Here is a 16,256-nt window from a genome sequence, read left to right on the forward strand (position 1 = left end):
TGGTCGGATGACCGCAGAGCGCGTGGAACTCGTCCTGAAGAGCGACGCCCAGGTGGCCGAGTGGCTCCCCGTCGCGATGGCGCACTACGAGCAGGCGCGCGTCGAGGCGGGCGACTCGCCCGCCCAGGCGGCGGCGGGACGCCGCGCGTCCGAGGAGCGGTTCTTCCCCGGCGGCCGGATCGTCGAGGGCCAGCTGCTCCACACGATCCGCCTCGGCGTCGAGGACGCCGGCTGGCTGTGGATCGGCCCGTGGGACTCGGAGGGCTCCCTCTGGTGGGTGTGGGACCTGATGGTGCACCCCGAGTTCCGCCGGCGCGGCATCGCACGCGATGCCATGCTCGCTGCGGAGCGGATCGCGCGCGAGCACGGAGCCACCTCGCTCATGCTCAACGTCTTCGCATTCAACGAGGGTGCGATCGCGCTCTACGAGGCGCTCGGCTATCACCCGGCCTCGATCCACATGGCCAAACCGCTCTGACCGGCGCCGCGAGGCTCACTCCGCGAGCGGGACGACCTCGATGCGGTCGCCCGGGCCCGCGAGGACCAGCGCGCGCCGGGCCGTCACGCCCTCGAGCGCGGCGACGACCGCCGCGGCATCCGGTGTCATTGGCACCGCTGCGGTCCCGGGCACCGGGACCGCCTCGGCGGGGGCGGCCCGCCACACCGTGACCGAGGCGCCCGTCGACTGCTCGAGCGCGCGCTCGAGCGGCGCCGTGTCGCCCGCCGCGACGAGCACGATGCGGCCGATGCGACGCACGGGCGCGAGACCGTGCGCCGCGATCTCGGCGCGGTCGCGCCGCCACACCGCGAAGTGGTAGCCGAAGACGAGCGCGGTGGCGACGAGGAGGCCCAGCGGCGCTCGGACCCGGTCGACGAGGCTCGCCGCCGAGGTCGGGTCGAGCACGAACTCGAAGATGCGGTAACCGACGATGAGCAGCGCGACGAGGGCGACCACGGCGCTGATGCCGAAGACCACGATGAGGTAGACCCGCCGCCCGGTGTCGGCGACCTCCGCGGCGTCGACGCGACGCGCGGGCCGCCAGTTCAGCCACCACACGGGTGCGCCGACGACCAGCGCGCTGACGCCGCCGAGCAGCAGCGTGCGCGTGTCGGACGCGGCGAGCGGCGCGGCGACCTCGGCCAGCGTCGCGTTCAGCACGACGCCGATCCCCGAGGCCGCGGCGACGAGGCCGAGGCCGGACATCACGAGGCGGGCGGCGCGTCGCGTGCGGGCGGAGCGTTCGGCCGCGATGCGCCGGTGGTACGCCCACGCCAGCGCCCCGACGGCCGCGCCGGCGATCGCGGTACCCAGCGGATCGAGGATGGAGTTCACCGACTCGCCCCGATCGAAGACGAGACGCAGTCCGACCCAGAGCGCGACGCCGACGCCGGCGAGCGCGACGGCCGCCGTCACGAGCACGCCCACCGTCACGAGCGCGACGTCGGCGAACGCGGTCACGAGGCTGCGGACCCGGTCGCGGAACCAGTGCCACGCCCAGATGCCGGCGCCGAGCGCGAGGACGACCGCCGACTCGACCGGCCCGCGCCACCATGCCTCGCCGGCGAGCGCCGACGTGCCGAGGATCGTGGCGTCGAGCAGTGCGCCGAGGGCCGCGACGGCACCCGAGAGCCCGAGGAGCAGACCGTACGCCGAGGCGAGCACGAGCGGCACGGTGGCCATGCGCACAGGCGACTTGCGGCCGTGCCGCAGCATCCATCGATGCCACACCCACACCAGCGCCCACGCGATCGCGGTGGCCAGCTCCGCCGCCGCCCAGCGCCCGTCGATGAGCGTGCCGATCGCAGCCGTGAGCGCGGAGACGGCCACGACGAGCGACACCGTGTACACGGCCGTGAGGTAGAGACCCCACGCGAGCGAGCCCCGCTCGGCCGGGTCCGCGAGTCGTCGCCACACCGACCACCACAGCACGGCGGCGAGCGGGCCGCCGATGAACGTGAACGCGAGCGAGAGCGCGAGGTCGCCCGTACCGCCCGCGACGAGCGGCGCGGCGACGTCGAACAGCCGCTCGAGCAGCCCGGCGACGCCGATCGCCGACACCGTGACGAGCACCGCGAGCAGCGAGTAGACGATGAGGCGCCGGACCGTGCCCTGCGCCGAGCCGCCCGGCACGGCGGCGGGTGCGGCGGGCGGTTGGGCCGGTGCGGTCGATTCGCTCATCACTGGACTCCCGTCGGCTGGCAGATGGTGAGCGGCCAGGGCGCGGTCTCGATGCGCCACTCGCCGCCGTCGCGCACGAGGTCGAACACGCCGTCCTCCTGGTACTCGTCGGAGCCGAACGGACCGCCGCCGCCGTACGAGATGGTCAGCAGCACCCGGACATCGGCGGAGTCCTCGCGCTCCTCGGTGTCGACGAGCGTCACGCGCAGGTCGGCGCCCGTCGCCGGCTCGATCCGGACGCAGTCGTCGGCGACCTCGGCGACCAGGTACTCCTTCGCGGCCTGCTCGTCGCCGTCGATCACGGCGGCCGAGTAGCGCTGCACCACGCCCTCGGGCGTGGACTCGTCGAGCAGCTCGGGTTCGCCGCGCGAGAACACGACGACCAGCGCCACGATGACGAGCGCGACGATGATCCCGAGGATGACGAGGAGCGTGCGGTCCGGGCGTGGCGCCGACTCGGCGGGCGCCGGTGCGCTCGGCTGCTCGGGCTGGGCTGGGGAGGCGGCGTCCATGCTCGAATCATGGCGCGCGACGACGGGTTGCGCACGGACCGAAGGTCACGTGTCGTGCCCGCCCCGCGGGACCGGCCGGCCCGGTCGTAGGCGGCTCAGCGCGGACCGTGGCTCACGAGCGTCCCGGCGGGCGGGAGCTCGCCGTCGAACTGCGCGGGCACGGTCGCGAGCGTGAAGCCGCGGGCACGCAGTCCGTCGACCACGGCGGGCACTGCCTCGACCGTCGGCTCGTGCGTGTCGTGCATGAGCACGACGCTGCCCGGGCGGCTCTCGCCGACGGCGCGCTGGACGACCGTGTCGACGCCCGGCTCCTCCCAGTCGCGCGTGTCGACGTCCCAGACGACCACGGGCAGGCCCACCAGCTTCCTGACCCGCTCATCGGACGCACCGTACGGCGGGCGCAGGCTCGTCGCCGGGGCGCCCGTCGCGGCGTCGATCGCCGCCTGCGTCCGCGACACCTCGCGGCGCACCTGGTCGTCGGGCAGCTTCGTGAGGTCGGCGTGGCGCCACGTGTGGTCGCCGATGGCGTGCCCCGAGTCGACGATCCGCCGCGCCACGTCGGGCGAGGAGTTCACGGCCGGTCCCAGGACGTAGAACGTCGCCGGCGCGCGTTCCCGGTCGAGCACATCGAGCAGGCCGGGGGTGAGCGAGGACGGGCCGTCGTCGAACGAGATCGACACGCAGGCGACGAGCGTGCAGTCCACCGGGTCCGCTCCGGCGGGAGACGCACCCGGGTCGTAGGGCGCTCCTCCGGCCGCGACCTCGATGGCTCTGCGCCCCTCCTCGGAGAGCAGGGGGTCGAGCAGTCGCTGCGGCACGTGGACGGAGACCGGCACCTCGCCGGCGACGGGCACCGTGACGACGACGCCGGACGGCGTCACGGCGCTGTCGGCGAGCACGGCGTGCACGGCGCCCGCATCCGCGCCGGCGAACGGGTCCACTCCTGGCGCGATCCGCCCCGACGCGCGCAGTCCCTCCGCGACGAGCGCCAGCACGCGCGCCTCCTGCCCCGTCGCGTAGAGGGCCGAGCCGTCGAACACGGCACCCGTCGCGGCATCCGAGTACCAGGTCTCGCGCGAGATCGACGTCGCGACGCCGGCCTCGCGCCGCGTCACCACCACGCGCTCGCCCACGAGCGGCCCGGCGGTCGTCACGACCGCGCAGTCGACGGTGAGGCTCGCGGGCGGCACCGACAGCAGGCTGCCGCCCCAGCACGGCCCGCCGACCCCGCCGGCGACGAGGTCGACACCGGGTCGCCATGCGGCGCCGTGCTCGTCGGCGTACGACCGCACGGCCTCGGCGACCCGCGACGAGAGCGCGTCGCCGAACTCGGTCGCGCCGGGCGGCGTCGCCCACCTCGCGGAGACCGCGAACGCGTCGGTGCGCATCGCGGCGAGTCGCGGGACGAGCCCGGCCGTGCGGTCCGGGCCGAGATGCGGCGGCCCGGCCACAACGACGGGGGTCGCGAGCGCGGGCACAGGTCGGGCCCGCGAGGCGGACGGCGTCGCCGTGCCCGGGACCGGTGCCTCCGGTCCGGCCGTGCACGCCGCCGTGCCGAGCGCAGCCGCGACCGCGACGGGCACCAGCCAGCGCACCCGTCGGCGCCCTCCCCGCGCCGGTCGCATGCGAACACCGTAGCCAGTCCCCCTGACCGCCCGGTGGACGCGGGCCGGCCGCGTCAGGACGACGCGATCGGTCCGCCCGCGGCACGCGCGTCGCGGGCCCGGCGTTCGAGCAGCCCTCGCTCGCGCGCGTTCGCCGCCATGCCCGCCGCCCGACCGAACTCGGCCGCGGCTTCGTCCCACCGTCCGAGTTGCGCGTAGAGGTCGCCTCGCACGCTCGGCACGAGGTGGTACCCACGCATCGCGGGAAGGTCGGAGACCTGGTCGAGCAGCGCCAGGCCCGCCTCCGGACCCCGCGCACGGCCGAGGGCGACCGCGCGATTGAGCTCGACGACGGGCGAGCCCGTGCGGCGGGCGAGCCGCTCGTAGAGCGAGGCGATCCGCTCCCAGTCGGTGTCGTCGACCGAGGCGGCACGTGCGTGCTCGGCGGCGAGGGAGGCCTGCAGCACGTAGGGTCCCGGTTCGGCGGCCGGCCCGGCGTGCGCGACGAGCGCGACGGCACGATCGAGCAGGTCCACGCCTCGGCGGATGCGCGAGGCATCCCATCGTCGCCGGTCCTGCGCGTCGAGCAGGATGGGCTCGCCCTCGGCGTCGGCGCGCGCGGCGAGCCGCGAGGACTGGAGCTCCATGAGGGCCGAGAGCCCGAGCACCTCGGGATCCTCGGGGACCAGGGCCGTGAGGATGCGCCCGAGGCGCACGGCCTCGTCGCAGAGCGCCGGTCGCATCCAGTCCTCGCCCTCGGTCGCCGAGTACCCCTCGTTGAACACGAGGTAGACGACGCCGAGCACCGTGCCGAGCCGTTCGGCGCGCTCGGCGGCGGCCGGCTCCTCGATGGCGGCACCCACCTCGGCGAGCGTCCGCTTGGCCCGGGAGATCCGCTGGGCCACGGTCGCCTCGGGAGCGAGGTGCGCCCGGGCGATCTCCCGCGTGGAGAGCCCCGCGACGAGCCGCAGCGTGAGCGTGGTCTGCGCCTCCGCGGTGAGCGCGGGGTGGCAGCAGATGAACATCAGGCGCAGCACGTCGTCCTCGACGTGGTCGATCCCGGCCGAGGGGTCCTCGTCGACGACCTCGGCGAGGTCGTGCGCCAGCTCGGCGGCCGCCCGGTCGTGACGGGCACGGGCGCGGAGCACGTCGATCGCCCGGCGCTTCGCGGTGGTCATCAGCCACGCGCCCGGATTCGCGGGGATCCCGGCGACGGGCCACGCGGCCAGCGCCGCCACCACGGCGTCCTGCGCGACGTCCTCCGCGAGCCCGACGTCGCGGAGCATGCGCACGAGGGCGGCGATCAGCCGGGTCGACTCCAGCCGCCACACCGCCTCGATCGCGGCACGCGTGGCCTGTTCCACCATGGGTGGATGAGACCACGCGCGCCGCGTCGGCGCAACCGCCGAGGTCAGAAGTCCGCGATCTGGCGGATCTCGACGGTGCCCCGCCATTCGGGGATGTGCTCGAGGTGCAGCTGCACGAGCCGGCGGCCGAGCTCGACCGCCTCCTCACGCGAGCGCACGTCGACGACAGCGTAGCCGCCGACCAGTTCCTTGGCCTCCGCGAACGGTCCGTCGATCGCCTTGACGCGCCCGTCGGCGGCCGAGACGATCGCGCCGGCGGCGCTGGGCAGCAGCCCCCGGCTCTCGACGAGGGTGCCGTTCAGGCGCCCCTCCTGGTCGTACGCCGCCATCGCCTCGTAGAGCGCGCCGGGGATCTCCCACGGCGGGTTCTCGTCCGTCTGCACCATGCACAGGAAACGCATCGTGTCCACCTTCCGATCGGTTGTGCGGCACGCCCCGTCGGCGTGCCCTCACCATAGCGACGCCCGCGTCCGCCGGTTCTCGACATCACGCCCGGGATTTCCGCGGTCCATGTCGAGAACGGGGTCCGCCGGGCGTCGCACCAGTGAGGCGTCGATCGACCGGATCGACGCGACGGATCGGAAGGACACACGTCATGGACACCACCAGCACTCACCGGATCGGCGCGCGCGCCGGCACCGCACCGGAGGCGAGCACGGTCGACGCCCGTGCACGCGCGCTCGTGGGAGCGGGCATCGTCGCCGGGCCGCTCTTCGTCGTCGTCGCCGTCGTGCAGACGGCGACGCGAGAGGGGTTCGACCTGGCGAGGCATCCGATCAGCCTGCTGGCCCTCGGCCACGGGGGCTGGGTGCAGATCGCGAACTTCATCGTCGCGGGCGCCCTCATGCTCGCGTTCGCGGTGGGAACCCGGCTGAGCCTCCGCACCGGCCCGGGCCGGCGGTGGGCGCCGATCCTGTTCGGCGTCTACGGCGTCGGACTCGTCGTGGGGGGCGCGTTCACGGCGCAACCCGCGCTGGGGTTCCCGTCGGGTGCGCCCGAGGGCTACCCGGCGCACCTCGAGTTCCACAGCATCGTGCACGGGTTCGCGGCGCCGTTGTCGTTCCTGGCGGTCGTCGCGGCGATGTTCGTGGTGGGCCGACGCCTGGCGTGGGAGGGGCACCGCGCCGCGGCGGCATGGTCGTCCGCGGCGGGCGTCGCCTGCGCCCTGCTCGTGGTGCCGGTCGGTCCGGGGTCGAGCGTGCGGCTGTTCGTCGGCGTCGCCGTCGCATTCGCGTGGATCTCGGCGTACGGCGTGCACCTGCTCCGCCGGCCGGCACCGGCGTTGCGCGCGTAGGCCCGCGCACGGCCGATGGCGCGGCATCCGGACGAGGACCGTCGTCCGGATGGCGCGTCGGCCGCGCCGCGCGCGATCGCAGCATGCGCGCGCGAATCGTTGCGTGCACGCAAGAATCCCGCGTCGGACCGCAATCAATCGCGGAGGTCGCGCACGTAGCCTTGAGAGGCGCGCGGGAATCCCACCGCGCCATCCGCTGCCGCACGGCGCCGAATCCCGAGAACGGAGGTTCCGATGTCACAGACCACTCTGAATGCAATCGTTGGCGAACCCGAGGTTCTCGAGGACGAGGCCGGCATCTCGATCACCCCCGAGCTCATCGCGCTCGCCGCCGGCGTCGAGGCCGACCCGGCGTGGCTCCGCCTCAAGGAGTCCGCGACCAGGCTCCAGGCGCTGCAGGTGAAGGACGGCTCGGTCCCCGAGGAGGGCGACCGGCCCGAGGCATCCGCGCTCGTCGACGCCATCGTCGAGTCGGTCGCCGCGCTCGCGCCGCGCTTCCCGCACGAGGCCGCGTACCTCGAGGCGCTGCAGGCCGACTTCCGCCGCTGGCAGGCCGAGGGCCTCGGCGTGCCCGACTTCCTCGACTCGCTCGTGGAGTTCCAGCCGCAGCAGCACCGCGTCGACGGCATCCGCCACCTCGTGGTGTTCCCGATGTACACGCAGAACGGCTCGTCGGACCGCCACGTCGAGGCGCTCGTCGTCGAGACGATCTGGCCCGAGTTCATCGCGCACCTCGAAGCGGGCGACTACGGCAACAAGCTCTTCGTGAGCCTGCGCCTGGTCGACTTCACGCCCGGGTACGACACCAACTCGGCGGTGCTCTTCCCCGAGACGGTCGCGATGCGCGAGATCCCGCCCTTCACGTGGGGCGCGATCTTCCAGGACCGCGAGGCCGCACGGTACCGCCGGGTCGTGCGCGCGGCATCCGAGATCACCAAGCTCGATCTGCCGGATGACGCGGCGTCGCTGCTGGAGGACCAGGAGCTCGCCGAGCGCACGTTCGTGATGTGGGACATCATCCACGACCGCACGCACATGCGCGGCGACCTGCCGTTCGACCCGTTCATGATCAAGCAGCGGATGCCGTACTTCCTCTACTCGCTCGAGGAGCTGCGGTGCGACCTCACCGCGTTCCGCGAGTCGGTGAAGATCGAGCGCAGCCTGCGGGCGCGCGTCGAGGCCGGCGAGGAGCTCGACGCAGTCGACGGGCAGCTGCTCGAGCACGCCAAGCTCGTGCAGTACGCGGTGATCTTCGACCGGATCTTCCGGTTCGCGATCACGGGGTCGCGCGTGCGCAACTACGACGGCGTCGGCGGGCAGCTGCTGTTCGCGTGGCTGCACCAGAAGCACGTGCTCGACTGGACCGACGTGTCGCTCAGCTTCGACTGGAACGCCGTGCCCGACGCGGTCGTCGAGCTCGGCGACGCGATCGACGAGCTGTACTGGAAGTCGATCGACCGCCCGAAGACGGTGCACTGGCTCGCCGCGTACGACCTCGTCCGCTCCGTGCTCACGCCGAACCCGGCGTCGGTGTGGGCCGAGGGCCTGCCCCGCGAGGTGCTCGCGGGCCCGCCCAAGGGCTACACCGACCTCGTGATGGACGACGAGTTCCCGCTCTCGATGTTCTACGAGGCGCTCGACAAGAAGATGAAGCCGGTCATCGAGTCGACGGTCGGCATCACCGCCACCGACGCCTGACGTCTCGACACGCCCCCGAGCGGCCTGCTCGGCCGCCGGCATCCGAGCCGGTGGCCGAGCAGCGCGCGGAGCGTGCTCCCCGAGACCCCATGAGAGGATTCCCTACCGTGACTGAGCTGCAGGACCGGGTCGTCGTGATCGCCGGCGCGACCAGCGCCTCGGGCCGCGCCGTCGCGCGCGCGCTCGTCGACGCGGGCGCCCGCGTGGTCGCCGTGGGCAGCCACCAGGGCCGCCTCGACGAGCTCGAGGTCGAGATCCCTGGCCTGGTCGGCGAGCGCGCCGACCTCACCGACGGCGATGACGTGCTCGAGCTCGCGATGCGCGTGCACGCGAAGGTGGGCGACGTCGACGGTGTCGTGCATCTGGTCGGCGGCTGGCGCGGCGGCGGCGGGATCCCCGGCCAGACCGAGGAGGACTACCGCGTCCTCGAGCGCTCCCTCACCGCGCTGCGCTACGTCAGCCGCGTCTTCTGGGACGACCTGGTCGGCTCCGACGCCGGACGCATCGCGATCGTCTCCTCGACCACCGTCGAGAAGCCGACCGCGGGCGGAGCGAACTACACCGCGATCAAGGCCGCGAGCGAGTCGTGGATGCGCTCGCTCGCCGACGGCTTCGCGAAGGCCGACTCCCGCGGTGCCGCGGTGACGTTCCGCGTGAAGGCCCTCGCGGGGCTCGAGCAGCGCCTCGCCGAGGAGGTCGTCGCGCTGTGGTCGGCCGACGCCGCGGCATCCGAGCTCAACGGACGCGTGACGACGCTCGCCGGCTGATCGCCGGGTAGCCGAGCACCGCCACCCGGTCAATCCCCTCGCCAGCGCGCGAGGGGCGTGCCTACGGTGGGGCCGACGCCGGACGCGGTCCGCCTCGTCGCATCGACGGGCGCACCGCCCGGGCGGAGGCGGTGACATGACCGGTTGGAACACGGACGCACTCGCGGGCACGGCCGGAGCCGGCGCCGTGACGATTGTCGAAGGCACGTCGTTCTGCGTCTCGGGGCCGAACGGCGACATGGCGCCCGAGCTTCCGCACGGGGCGTTCCACCGGGACACGCGCGTGGTGTCGCGGCTCTCGCTGCTGGTCGACGGCTCGCCCGTCGAGCCGCTCTCGTCGATGAGCCCGCACCCCGACCGGGTCGTCCTCATCGGCCGGGCCGGGCACATCCCCGGACGCGCCGACACCCCGCTCATCGTCGAGCGCGATCGCCGGGTCGGGCACGGGCTGCGCGAGCGCATCACGCTGCGCAGCTACTCCCGCGAGTCGATGGTGGTGCGCGTCGAGATCGTGCTCGAGGCCGACTTCGCCGACATCTTCGAGGTCAAGGAGGGCCGCGCTGCGCGACGTCCGGGCCGCATGCGCGAGGCGGGCCCGCACCGCTACCGGATCGCGTCACCCGTCGGCGAGCACCCCGGCCTCGCCGTGAGCGCCGAGGGCGCCGAGGTCTCGGACGGTCGGATGCGCTTCGACGTGGTGCTCGACCCGCGCGGCACCTGGTCGCGGCGGATCGTCGTCGCGCCGGAGGGCGACGACCTCGCCGCCACGGTCGGACCCGACGCCGAGGCGGCGTCCGCGGAGGAGCCGACGCGGCGCTTCCTCGCCTGGCAGTCGGCAGCACCGACCTCGTCGATGCAGGACGACGCGATGGAGCGCGTCATCCGCCGGAGCCAGCTCGACCTCGGCTCCCTGCGGATCTTCGACCCGCGACATCCGGACCGTCCCGTCGTGGCGGCCGGAGTGCCCTGGTTCATGGCCCTGTTCGGCCGCGACTCGCTCCTGACCTCGTGGATGGCGCTGCCGCTGGACCCGTCGCTCGCGCTCGGCACCCTGCAGACCCTCGCAGCGTTGCAGGGGTCGCGCGAGGTCGCGTCGTCCGAGGAGCAGCCGGGCCGCATCCTGCACGAGGTGCGGCTCGGCGCCACCACGAACCTCGCGCTCGGCGGCGGGTCGGTGTACTACGGCACGGCCGACGCGACCCCGCTCTACGTCGTCGTGCTGGGCGAACTCGCGCGCTGGGGAGGGCTGCCCGACGAGTCGGACGACCTGCTGCTGGCCGCCGATCGCGCGCTCGAGTGGGTCGACCGCGACGGCGACCGCGACGGCGACGGCTTCGTCGAGTACGCACGCCTCAACGAGCACGGCCTGCTCAACCAGGGCTGGAAGGACTCCTGGGACGGCATCAACTTCGCCGACGGCACGCTCGCCCAGCCGCCGATCGCCCTCTGCGAGGTGCAGGGCTACGTCTACGCCGCGTTCATCGCACGTGGAACCCTCGCCGCCATGCGCGGCGACGATGCCGGGGCCCGGCACTGGGCGGACCGTGCCGCCGCGCTCAAGCTCGCGTTCAACGAGCGGTTCTGGCTGCCCGAGCGGGGGTACTTCGCGGTGGCGCTGGATCGCGACAAGCGTCCGGTCGACGCGTGCGCGTCGAACATGGGCCACTGCCTGTGGAGCGGCATCGTCGACGACGACAAGGCACCGGCGGTCGCCGAGCGCCTGCTCTCGCCCGAGATGTTCACCGGATGGGGCGTTCGCACGCTCGGCTCCGACATGGGCGCGTACAACCCCGCGAGCTACCACAACGGCTCGGTGTGGCCCCACGACAACGCCGTCATCGCCGCGGGCCTCATGCGCTACGGCTTCGTGGAGGAGGCGAACCGGATCGTCGCGGGCCTCTTCGACGCCGCGAGCCACTCCGGCGGCCGCCTGCCCGAGCTCTTCTGCGGGTTCGACCGCGAGCACTACCCGGAGCCCGTCTCCTACCCGGCGTCGTGCTCGCCCCAGGCCTGGGCGGCCGCGACGCCGCTCTCGCTCCTGCGCACGACCCTGCGATTCGACCCGTCGGTGCCCACCGGCGAGGTCTGGGTCGCGCCGACCTCCGTGGCGGACTTCGGCGACATCCACCTCCGCAACGTTCCGTTCGCCGGCAAGCGCATCTCGGTCGACACCTCGCGGAACGGCACCTCCGTGCGGGGCCTCCCGCCGGGGATCACCCTGCGGCACGAGCCCAGCCCGCTCGCCGTCGTTCCCGTCACCGTTCCCACCCGAAGGGACACCCCATGAAGATCGGCATCATCGCTCCTCCCTGGCTCCCCATCCCGCCGAGCGGGTACGGCGGGATCGAGTCCTTCATCGACACCCTGGCGTGCGCGCTCCAGGGCCTCGGCCACGACGTGCGGCTCGCCGCCTCCTCCGACAGCACCTGTCCGGTCCCCCGTGTGCCCGGATTCGAGCCGTCCGACCCGGCGAAGATGGGCGTGACCTCGCACGAGCTGCAGCACCTCCTCCGGGCGTTCCGTGCGCTCGAGGACGTCGACGTGATCGTCGACAACACCCTCGCGGGGCCGATCCTCGCGCGATTCGCCACCCGCGTGCCGGTGGTCACGGTCGCGCACGGCCCGCTGATCCCGCTCGAGCAGGAGCTGTACCTCGGCGGGTCGCCGCAGGTGGCGTTCGTCGCGATCTCGCACAACCAGGCCTCGCTCGCCGGAGACGTGCCGATCGCGCGCGTGATCCACCACGGCATCCGCGCGGAGGACGTGCCCGTCGGCCCGGGCGGCGACACGGTCGCGTTCGTCGGACGGATGAGTCCCACCAAGGGCCTGCCGGAGGCGATCCGGGCCGCGGCGATCGCCGGCATCCCCCTGCGCATCGCCGCGAAGATGCAGGAGGCCGCCGAGCAGGAGTACTTCACGGACGTGGTGCGCCCCGCGCTCGGATCCGGTGCCGAGTACCTCGGCGAGCTCACGGCCGAGGAGAAGTACCGGCTCATGGGCGAATCGCTGGCCCTGCTGAACCCGATCCAGTGGGACGAGCCGTTCGGGCTCGTGATGATCGAGGCGCTCGCGGCGGGCACGCCCGTCGTCGCCACCCCGCGCGGATCGGTGCGGGAGATCGTCGAGGAGGGCCGGACCGGCTTCATCCGCGACGAACCTGCGGAGCTCGCGGCCGCGCTCACCGCATCGGCGACGCTCGATCGGCGCGCCTGCCGCGCGTCGGTCGAGGAGCGATTCACGGCGCAGCGGATGGCGGAGGACTACGTCGCCCTGTTCGCCGACCTGATCCGGGAGCGCCGGCGACCACCGCGGGTGGGCGCGTCCCGGCCGGCCGCCGTGACGGCGCCCACCCACCCGCACGGAGCGCCGTGAGCCCGACGCGCGGGCGCCGGTGCGGGCTCAGCGGCTCCCGGCCGTGGTCGGCTCGACGAGGCCGTCCTCGGCGACGCTGAGGTCGTTCCCGGTCGTCGTCGCTCGGGGTCCGGCTGCGATCGTCTCCTCGTCGATACCGTCCGCGGCGGGATCCTCCACGAGCACGGGATCGGCGAGGGTGGGCGCCGCGGCGCGCGGCGTGATCGCACGGATCGCACTGACGACCGCGATCGTCGCGAGCGAGAGCACCGCGGCGACGATCCCCGCGCCCAGCAGTGCGGTGGCGATCGAGAGCCGCGCCTGCCCGCCGTACACGTCGGTCGCGGTCGCCGTCGTGCTGTTCAGCGCGGTGACGAGGGCGTCTCGCTCGGTCACGGACATCACGATGCCGAGCACGAGCACGCCGAGCGAGGCGATGAGCGCCACCGCCGGAATGAGCAGCGCGGCGAGGGGGATGGAGCGGCGGGACATGGGCACGGACGAACCTCGTTTCGGACGGGCGACACGGGGGCCGCTTCGGGTTCCGACGCTAGGGGACGATCCCATGCGTGGCCTATGTGCGAGCGATGAGGTGCCCGGGTGGGATCAGTCGGCGACCGGCGGCAGCGCGGCATCCGTCGACGGCTCGTCGCCCGCGACCGGGCCGGGGGTGACCTCGCGCGCGGTGTCGGCCGGGTCGTGCTGGGCCCTGCTGAGCAGCACGAACGGCACCGCGAAGGCCTGGATGACACCGCTCCACAGCATCGAGAACCCGTAGCCGCCGAGGTCGGCCGTGCGGCCGAGGACGGGCTGGATGGCGGCGCCGCCCGCGCTCCCGAGCAGCGAGTCGAACGACAGCACGGTCGCTCGCTGCTTCGACGGGATCATGTCGTTGAGGTAGGAGCGGTGCACGGGGTCGTCGATCGACGAGGTGACGCCCCAGACGGCGATGAGCACCACCGCGACCCAGAAGTTCGCGGTCAGCGAGAGCGCGACGAGCACGAGCGCGCTCGACACGGCCGCGAGCAGGATCACCGACGTGCGCTTGCGGAAGCGACGGCGCACCCATGGCGCGAGCAGCCCGCCCACGATGCCCGCGCCTGAGAGCAGTGCCGCGGCCAGGCCCGCGACCGAGTACGCGCCCTCGTCGCCCCAGAGTTCGAGCAGGTAGGGCTGCAACGCGTAGAAGGCGTAGAAGCCGACGCCGGTCGTGAACGGGGTGGTCAGCATGAGCCAGCGCACGGGCCGGTTGCCCAGGCCGTATCGCACCGAGGCGCGCAGCACCCCGCGGGTGGCGGCGATCGGACCGAGGCCGCGCTCAGGCGTGAAGCCGAGGTCGCGCATGAGCACGGCGGCGACCACGAACATGACGGCGAGGATCCCCGCTCGGACCAGGAACGGGACGCCGAGGTTCGTCAGCTGCGCGATCACGCCGCCGAGCACCGACCCGCCGAGCATGGCGACGTTCCCGACGACGACCGCCCGCCCGAACGCCGCCTCGAGGCTGCCCCGGTAGCCGGTCGCCTGCAGCGCGTCGACGAGCCAGGCGTCGACCGCGCCCGAGAAGAACGTGAAGCCCAGGCCCAGCAGGACCGACACGAGCGCCCACGCCCAGAACGGCGACTGCCAGACCCAGAGCAGCCAGTACATCACGGTCGTCGCCGCGAGCGTGACCGTGCCGAGCAGGTACGAGGCGCGACGGCCCACGGTGTCGGCGACCACGCCGGTGGGGATCTCGAAGAGGAACATCCCGACGCTGAAGAAGGCGTTCGCGGCGAAGGCCTCGAGGTTCGTCAGGCCCGCGTCGAGGAGGAAGAGCGTGTTGATGCCCCAGATGAACGAGGCGGCCAGCGTGTTGCCGAGCATGAGCGTGTAGTACGTGCCCTGAACGCGCCGGGCCGCGCGCCCCTCGCTCTCCGCGACCGGGGCGCTCACGTGCGATCCCGCCGAGCGCTCATCGGCTCCATCATGCACCTCCCCGCCGTCATCGTGAAGCGCCGTCGCGTGCTCGGGTGGTTCCTCCCATCGTTGCGGGCTTTTGTCGTGGAAAGTGAAAAGTCGCGCATATCACGATTGCTTTTGCTTGACCTCAGGTAGACAAATGCCGTAGCGTCCGAGAAAGTTCGTGGACGCCAACTCACGAGCAACGGTGCGAAGAGTGGCTCAGGTCGACCTCCGCATCGGGCGCGCACCCCGCGCCCCGGGCGCCACGCGCCCGTCCCCACCAGGAAAACGGTTCAGTGCAAGGGAGCATCATGGATGAACTGACGGAACAGGCCGAGCACGACGCCCGCGTCCTCGGGCGCAGCCTCGGCCTCACGCGTCGCCAGCTGCTGGCGGCGACGACGGGCATGGCCGCGGCCGCCGCGGTCGGCCTCGCGGGCGGCCACACCCACGCGCACGCGGCGCCGGCCGCGGCGGGCCCGGGCGCCAACGGCGTGCTCGTCCCGCCCGGCAAGCGGGGCATCATCCTGTACACGGTCCGCGACGCCATCAGCCGCGACCCGAACACCACCGACCTGCCCTCGGGCTTCAAGGAGGTGCTCGAGGAGCTGGCGCGCATCGGGTTCAAGCAGATCGAGTTCGCCGGCTACAACCAGCACGCCAACGCCGAGGGCGGCAACCTCAACAGCGTCGCGGGCGCGCAGCTGCTGCGCACCTGGCTCGACGACAACGGACTCGAGGCCGAGGGCAACCACGGCTCCATCCCGTCGACGATCACCGACGCGACGCTCGCGCAGTTCGACTACGCGTGCGAGATCGCGAACATCCTCGGCTTCGGCCACATCGGCACGGGCAGCGACCCGACCAGCAGCGCGTACCTCGCCGACTGGCAGGCCGCGGCCGACCGGTGGAACGTCCTCGGCGAGCGCGCCGCCACGCACGGACTCAAGCTGTACACGCACAACCACGACGCGGCGTACAGCTTCCTGCTCGACAGCGGGCCGCTCGACGCGACCGGCCGCCCCACGCGTTCGAGCGGCGTCCGTCGCCTCGAATGGTTCCTGCAGAACACGAGCCCGGACCACGTGTACCTGGAGATGGACATCTACTGGGCCCACGTCGCCCAGTACCGCTTCCAGAGCTTCACGGCGCCCGACGGCACCGTGGTGCAGGACCTCTTCGACCCGGCCGGGCTCGTGGCGGCGCAGACCACGCGGTTCCCGCTGTTCCACGCGAAGGACGGCGCCTCGCGGCCCGACCTCGCCGCCGGATACTCGATCGTGCCGTTCGGCGCCGGTGACATCGACTACACCACCTTCTTCCAGCGCGTCGGGGCGAAGGGGTACCACAACGCGATGTACGAGCAGGACAACGCCGCCCAGGTCAACTCCGACCGCCTCACCGCGCCGTCGCCCTCGCTGTCCCTCGAGAACTCGGCGTACTCGTACGCCAACGTGGCCGCCCTCCGCGGCTGACGCGATACCTCCGGGCCGCGCGGCGCCTACCTCCCGCGCGGCCCGGAACCACATGGATCCCGCCG

The 16,256-nt window shown here is 73.2% G+C and carries 14 protein-coding genes; 7 read left to right on the forward strand and 7 right to left on the reverse strand.

The window, feature by feature from the left end; translation table 11 throughout:
- Window positions 1-7: 7 nt before the first annotated feature.
- Window positions 8-478: a GNAT family N-acetyltransferase gene (locus JOD46_RS00475; RefSeq protein ID WP_204390798.1), complete on the forward strand. Its 471-nt coding sequence runs from the start codon at window positions 8-10 to the stop codon at window positions 476-478.
- A 15-nt stretch (window positions 479-493) separates the two neighbouring features.
- Here the strand turns inward: JOD46_RS00475 and JOD46_RS00480 are convergent, their stop codons facing one another.
- From JOD46_RS00480 to JOD46_RS00500, 5 genes are all read right to left on the reverse strand, one after another.
- Window positions 494-2,179: a DUF5671 domain-containing protein gene (locus JOD46_RS00480; RefSeq protein ID WP_239562488.1), complete on the reverse strand. Its 1,686-nt coding sequence runs from the start codon at window positions 2,177-2,179 to the stop codon at window positions 494-496.
- Entirely contained in the window at window positions 2,179-2,691 is a 513-nt protein-coding gene (locus tag JOD46_RS00485) for an LpqB family beta-propeller domain-containing protein (RefSeq protein WP_204390800.1), read from the reverse strand. The genes JOD46_RS00480 and JOD46_RS00485 overlap by 1 nt, the downstream gene beginning before the upstream one ends.
- Window positions 2,692-2,786: 95 nt before the next feature.
- On the reverse strand, window positions 2,787-4,316 hold the full coding sequence (locus tag JOD46_RS00490; protein WP_204390802.1) for a polysaccharide deacetylase family protein: 1,530 nt from the start codon (window positions 4,314-4,316) through the stop codon (window positions 2,787-2,789).
- Between the two features lie 53 nt (window positions 4,317-4,369).
- Window positions 4,370-5,662: an RNA polymerase sigma factor gene (locus JOD46_RS00495; protein ID WP_204390804.1), complete on the reverse strand. Its 1,293-nt coding sequence runs from the start codon at window positions 5,660-5,662 to the stop codon at window positions 4,370-4,372.
- A gap of 44 nt (window positions 5,663-5,706) precedes the next feature.
- On the reverse strand, window positions 5,707-6,063 hold the full coding sequence (locus tag JOD46_RS00500) for a YciI family protein (protein ID WP_204390806.1): 357 nt from the start codon (window positions 6,061-6,063) through the stop codon (window positions 5,707-5,709).
- A gap of 194 nt (window positions 6,064-6,257) precedes the next feature.
- Here JOD46_RS00500 and JOD46_RS00505 point away from each other — a divergent pair, with 194 nt between their 5' ends.
- From JOD46_RS00505 to JOD46_RS00525, 5 genes are all read left to right on the forward strand, one after another.
- On the forward strand, window positions 6,258-6,956 hold the full coding sequence (locus JOD46_RS00505) for a DUF998 domain-containing protein (RefSeq protein WP_204390807.1): 699 nt from the start codon (window positions 6,258-6,260) through the stop codon (window positions 6,954-6,956).
- 234 nt (window positions 6,957-7,190) lie between these two features.
- Complete coding sequence (locus JOD46_RS00510) at window positions 7,191-8,654, forward strand: DUF6421 family protein (RefSeq protein WP_204390809.1); 1,464 nt, start codon at window positions 7,191-7,193, stop codon at window positions 8,652-8,654.
- 107 nt (window positions 8,655-8,761) lie between these two features.
- The gene (locus JOD46_RS00515; RefSeq protein ID WP_307834852.1) at window positions 8,762-9,421 is read left to right on the forward strand and encodes an SDR family NAD(P)-dependent oxidoreductase; all 660 of its coding nucleotides are present in this window, start codon (window positions 8,762-8,764) and stop codon (window positions 9,419-9,421) included.
- A 136-nt stretch (window positions 9,422-9,557) separates the two neighbouring features.
- On the forward strand, window positions 9,558-11,708 hold the full coding sequence (locus JOD46_RS00520) for an amylo-alpha-1,6-glucosidase (protein ID WP_204390813.1): 2,151 nt from the start codon (window positions 9,558-9,560) through the stop codon (window positions 11,706-11,708).
- Window positions 11,705-12,793 (forward strand): glycosyltransferase, encoded by a 1,089-nt coding sequence (locus JOD46_RS00525; RefSeq protein WP_204390815.1) that lies wholly within the window; start codon window positions 11,705-11,707, stop codon window positions 12,791-12,793. Before JOD46_RS00520 ends, JOD46_RS00525 begins: the two co-directional genes overlap by 4 nt.
- A 27-nt stretch (window positions 12,794-12,820) precedes the next feature.
- Here JOD46_RS00525 and JOD46_RS00530 read toward each other — a convergent pair whose 3' ends face one another.
- Window positions 12,821-13,270, reverse strand: a complete 450-nt coding sequence (locus JOD46_RS00530) for a hypothetical protein (RefSeq protein WP_204390817.1) — start codon at window positions 13,268-13,270, stop codon at window positions 12,821-12,823.
- Window positions 13,271-13,378: 108 nt separating this feature from the next.
- Window positions 13,379-14,638 carry an MFS transporter gene (locus JOD46_RS00535; RefSeq protein ID WP_204396073.1) on the reverse strand — a complete coding sequence of 420 codons (1,260 nt, stop codon included), beginning with the start codon at window positions 14,636-14,638 and terminating at the stop codon, window positions 13,379-13,381.
- Window positions 14,639-15,027: 389 nt separating this feature from the next.
- Here JOD46_RS00535 and JOD46_RS00540 point away from each other — a divergent pair, with 389 nt between their 5' ends.
- Window positions 15,028-16,191, forward strand: coding sequence for a sugar phosphate isomerase/epimerase family protein (locus JOD46_RS00540; RefSeq protein ID WP_204390820.1), 1,164 nt, complete (start codon window positions 15,028-15,030; stop codon window positions 16,189-16,191).
- The last annotated feature ends 65 nt before the right edge of the window (window positions 16,192-16,256 follow it).

It is taken from the genome of Agromyces aurantiacus, from assembly GCF_016907355.1.
GTDB lineage: Bacteria > Actinomycetota > Actinomycetes > Actinomycetales > Microbacteriaceae > Agromyces > Agromyces aurantiacus.

Excerpts from the sequence above, each read along its gene's own strand:
- JOD46_RS00475 (WP_204390798.1), top strand. The coding sequence starts at position 8 with ATGACCGCAGAGCGCGTGGAACTCGTCCTGAAGAGCGACGCCCAGGTG.
- JOD46_RS00480 (WP_239562488.1), bottom strand. The coding sequence starts at position 2,179 with ATGAGCGAATCGACCGCACCGGCCCAACCGCCCGCCGCACCCGCCGCC.
- JOD46_RS00485 (WP_204390800.1), bottom strand. The coding sequence starts at position 2,691 with ATGGACGCCGCCTCCCCAGCCCAGCCCGAGCAGCCGAGCGCACCGGCG.
- JOD46_RS00490 (WP_204390802.1), bottom strand. The coding sequence starts at position 4,316 with ATGCGACCGGCGCGGGGAGGGCGCCGACGGGTGCGCTGGCTGGTGCCC.
- JOD46_RS00495 (WP_204390804.1), bottom strand. The coding sequence starts at position 5,662 with ATGGTGGAACAGGCCACGCGTGCCGCGATCGAGGCGGTGTGGCGGCTG.
- JOD46_RS00500 (WP_204390806.1), bottom strand. The coding sequence starts at position 6,063 with ATGCGTTTCCTGTGCATGGTGCAGACGGACGAGAACCCGCCGTGGGAG.
- JOD46_RS00505 (WP_204390807.1), top strand. The coding sequence starts at position 6,258 with ATGGACACCACCAGCACTCACCGGATCGGCGCGCGCGCCGGCACCGCA.
- JOD46_RS00510 (WP_204390809.1), top strand. The coding sequence starts at position 7,191 with ATGTCACAGACCACTCTGAATGCAATCGTTGGCGAACCCGAGGTTCTC.
- JOD46_RS00520 (WP_204390813.1), top strand. The coding sequence starts at position 9,558 with ATGACCGGTTGGAACACGGACGCACTCGCGGGCACGGCCGGAGCCGGC.
- JOD46_RS00525 (WP_204390815.1), top strand. The coding sequence starts at position 11,705 with ATGAAGATCGGCATCATCGCTCCTCCCTGGCTCCCCATCCCGCCGAGC.
- JOD46_RS00535 (WP_204396073.1), bottom strand. The coding sequence starts at position 14,638 with ATGCTCGGCAACACGCTGGCCGCCTCGTTCATCTGGGGCATCAACACG.
- JOD46_RS00540 (WP_204390820.1), top strand. The coding sequence starts at position 15,028 with ATGGATGAACTGACGGAACAGGCCGAGCACGACGCCCGCGTCCTCGGG.